The following is a 4,144-nucleotide window of genomic DNA, read 5'->3' on the forward strand; positions in this document are numbered from 1 at the left end:
GGTTTCATAACTGCCGCCGCAGCCTCAACCACCTCTTCACGATTTGCAATATATTCTTCAGCTTTTGTTTCAGGAATATCAAAGATATCGACCTTTACTGTCTTAACCTCTGTTGCCTCTCCCTTCGCAGCCTCAATAGCTGCGCCTAATTCCGTTTGATTCATATATACCTCACATAGAATGGACTTTCACCATTGGTGAAAGCCACATTACATTATATTGTTTCATCAGCTGCCTGTAAGAATGCAACGTAGCATTGTTTAGCCTCGTAAATATCGGCTTTAGAAGTAACCTCCCAAGGCGCATGCATACTAAGAACAGCTACACCACAGTCGATAACATTCATACCGTAAAGAGCCATGATGTATGCAATCGTACCGCCACCACCGAGGTCTACCTTGCCAAGCTCTGCTGTTTGATACGTTACATTGTTGGACTCCATAACACGGCGGATAAAGCCCATGTACTCAGCATTGGCATCATTAGAGCCAGCTTTACCACGTGATCCTGTAAATTTATTGAATACTACGCCCATACCAAGGTAAGAAGCATTTTTCTTTTCATACGCAGATGAATAAAGTGGATCGTAACCAGCACTTACATCAGAAGATAACATGCGAGATTTTTCCAATGTACGGCGTACACTAACAGAATTTGGTTTACCCATGAGTGTTAAGATTTCAGCTACTGCGTTTTCAAAGAAACGAGATTGCATGCCCGTAGCACCTACAGAACCAATTTCCTCTTTATCTACAAGTAAGCAACAAGTTGTGCGTTTTACATTGTCTACTTCAAGCATAGCTACCAAAGATGTGTACGCACATACGCGGTCGTCTTGGCCATAGGCCATTACCATGGAACGGTCAAAGCCCATATCACGTGCCTTACCTGCTGGTACAATTTCAAGCTCTGCAGATAACAAGTCTCGCTCAACGAAGCCATACTCTTTTTCAAGAAGGTTATTAATGAATTTAGAAACCCCTTCTTTTTCCTCATCTTTTACTGGACGGCTACCGATGAGTAAATCAAGAGCTTCCCCTTCAATTACTTTAGCTGCATTTTTTTGCATTTGTTCTTGCCCTAAATGAGGCAACAAGTCCGTAATGCAGAATACAGGGTCCGTTTCTTTATCACCAATATTAATATTGATACGTGTGCCATCTGTTTTTACCACAACACCATGAATGGCAAGTGGCATGGCTACCCAATGATATTTTTTAATGCCACCGTAGTAGTGAGTATCCCAGAATAAAAGGTTGCTATCTTCGTATTGAGGGTTTTGTTTTACATCAATACGTGGAGAGTCAATATGAGCACCTAAAATGTTCATACCTAATTCGATATCATCTGTACCGATATTAAACAAAGCAATAGATTTATCCATATGTGTGTAATAAATCTTATCCCCAGCTTTGATTGGCGTATTATTTTTAATGATGTCTTTTAGATTTACATAACCTTTTGCTTCAGCAAACTCTATGGCTTGCACTACGCATTCCCGTTCTGTTTTACCATTATCTAAAAATTGACGATATGTATCACTTAAAGCATATACCTTTTCCATAGTGGCATCGTCGTAATTATGCCATGCATATTTGCGTTCCATAATCTATCCTTTCTATAAGCTCACAGTCTAACCATTACAGACCTATCACTGTGAACTTGCATTAACAAAATTATTTTTGGCGATCCTTTTCAAGTTCCGCCCGGCGAAATTCTAAATATTTTCGCTCTTTTTCTCGATTAATTTCAGACTTCTGAGTATATAGAGAACGAATTTCGTCCGTACAATGAGTTAAAACCTTTGTAACGTAAAACTTAGTACTACCGGACTTAATCGTATATTTTCCAACTTTAAGTTGTACTGCAAAATCGCCATGTTTCGGACAAACGCCGATGGCGAGATGCTTATCCCCTTGTAATCGTTCTGGCCTAGTCATTTCTAAACGAGTCTGACAATAGGGGCAGAAAGATAAGCGTACACGTCTATCATGAACGATACGCTTCTTCTCAGGGAAGTTTTCATACATAAAAAATGTCAAAATCGGTGGATATAAGAAAGGATTACTACTTTCCTTACGAATTTGATCATAATGCAAAATTCCTTGTGGAATATCTAGCTTCTGACATATATGAGCCGTAAATACGGCATCATGTAAAGCGTTGTGAGCAGACAAATGCTCCGCCGATATATTGAGATCCTCCATAGCATGAGCCACAGAATACTGCTGATTTGTACCATATCGTTGATAGGCATAAATCATTTGAGCATCTACCCATTGATCATAAGATAAAGCTTTCATCTTATGAAGCATAAGATTTTCTCTTAAGATAAGAATATCATCAGAACCCCAAGATAGTAGCATATATTCATCACCACACCAGTTTTGAAAGTACTGCATAGCCGTCTTAAAGGGTACACCGTGATCCAGTTCTCTAGCCGTTATTCCCGTCAATTCTCGCACATGCTTATGCATCCGTGGCAAATATTGAGGTTTGATGAACATCGTAAAATGATCTACGATGTCCATCTTGTCATTTAGTTTTACCGCTCCGATTTGAATGATTTCACCAGTCAACGGCATTTTAGTACGCTTCATAAAGCTAATGTCGTTGCTATACGGTTGATTCCACTCCAAATCAAATACTATATAATTCATAGGCTTTTATTTCGATTCTGAAAGCAACGTTTCCGCCGCTTTAATAACCTGTTCTTCAGAAATTACAGATAACCCTTTGTAATTTCCTTCTTTAATAATCTTCTTCATGCTTTTACCAACTTCATAGGAGTCCATCGTTTCAAGAAGAATAGCATGAGCTTGGTACGGACCATAAAAGAATGGGTTAGATGGTCCATAAAGTGCCACGATTGGCACCTTTTGACTAATTCCTACATGCATAGGACCAGAGTCATTTGTAATCAATAGATTACAGCGGCTCATAGCCGCTGCTAATGGTCCTAACTGGAATTTTCCAGTGGCCACAATGGGTTTGGTTTCCATTTGTTCTACTACAGGTTGCACCATTTCTAGATCCATAGGGCCGCCAAAGAATACAGTCTTATATCCTAAACGACCGAAATGATCTGCTACATGAGCAAATCGCTCAGCAGGCCAGCGTTTCTCAGGAACAGCACTACCAATATTAAAACCGATGAGCGTATCACTATCGGTTAATCCATGACTAGCATAGAATTCTTGGGCCTCACGGCGCCACTCTTCACAAGTTTCAATGTGTAAGCCTGAATTAGAGGTATCGGTAACACCTAATTGTTCTAGTACATTGATGTACATATCTGCAGCGTGGCGAGTTTTACGATCTAGACGGGTATACTTTGTCATAAATGGTCTAAACAAAAAATGACTCATACCAGTCGTAATGGGCGCATGAATCTTCCACGCCAAATAGGAAGTGCGTTCATTGGGGTGTAAATTGATAACGATATTAGGTTTACCCTTTGCATTGATTTCACGAGCTACCTCATTAAGCCCAGAAATACTATTATGACGCCCCTTTTTATCTACAACGATCAGTTCATCAATATTTGGGTTATATTGCATTACTTGTTGTAGTTTTTCATCTATTACATATGTAATATGACTATGTGGAGCAGCTTTACGCAATACCTCTAGGAATGGAGTCGTTAAAATAACATCACCTAAGTGCATGAGAAAGGTGACCACAATGCGCTTATAATCTAGTTCCATTATAGTTCCTTTCCAAGTACTTGTTCATACACAGACCATACTGCATCCACAGGGATTTGAGCCATACAATCTGGATCATCTACCAGAGGTTGCTCAGGTGTTGCTTTCGAAGTTGGTGAAATAATGAGATGTACATGACTACCGCCATAAGGACCAGTTCGCTTCGGAGATGTGGTTCCAAATAGTGCAATCAAAGGGCGCTTAAGAGCATTTGTAATGTGCAAAGGCCCCGTATCAGCACTGATAAAAATTTCACAATGTCGAATTAATTCAATGAGTTCAGGCATTGATGTAGATCCCACTAAATTTATGAGATTCTTATGCTTCACATAGTTTTCTATGAAAGCACCCTTTTCTGCATCATCAGGAGCACCGGCAATAACAACCTTTTTACCAGATTCACATAAGCGAATACAAAGCTCTCCAAAGTTAAGAAG

Annotated in this window: 4 protein-coding genes; all 4 read right to left on the reverse strand. The window is 39.6% G+C overall.

Features of this window, described 5'->3' with window-relative positions:
• Positions 1-214 precede the first annotated feature (214 nt).
• Entirely contained in the window at positions 215-1,606 is a 1,392-nt protein-coding gene (locus tag Q0F90_RS07720) for an aminopeptidase (protein WP_296004476.1), read from the reverse strand.
• 70 nt (positions 1,607-1,676) lie between these two features.
• Positions 1,677-2,660, reverse strand: a complete 984-nt coding sequence (locus Q0F90_RS07725) for a 3'-5' exonuclease (protein WP_296004478.1) — start codon at positions 2,658-2,660, stop codon at positions 1,677-1,679.
• 6 nt (positions 2,661-2,666) lie between these two features.
• Positions 2,667-3,707 (reverse strand): glycosyltransferase family 9 protein, encoded by a 1,041-nt coding sequence (locus tag Q0F90_RS07730; RefSeq protein ID WP_296004480.1) that lies wholly within the window; start codon positions 3,705-3,707, stop codon positions 2,667-2,669.
• Positions 3,707-4,144 (reverse strand): glycosyltransferase family 9 protein (locus tag Q0F90_RS07735; RefSeq protein ID WP_296004482.1); only part of this gene is annotated, 438 nt, incomplete at its 5' end. The genes Q0F90_RS07735 and Q0F90_RS07730, both read right to left, overlap by 1 nt.

Source organism: uncultured Veillonella sp., assembly GCF_934190855.1.
In the GTDB taxonomy this organism is placed as follows: Bacteria; Bacillota; Negativicutes; order Veillonellales; family Veillonellaceae; genus Veillonella.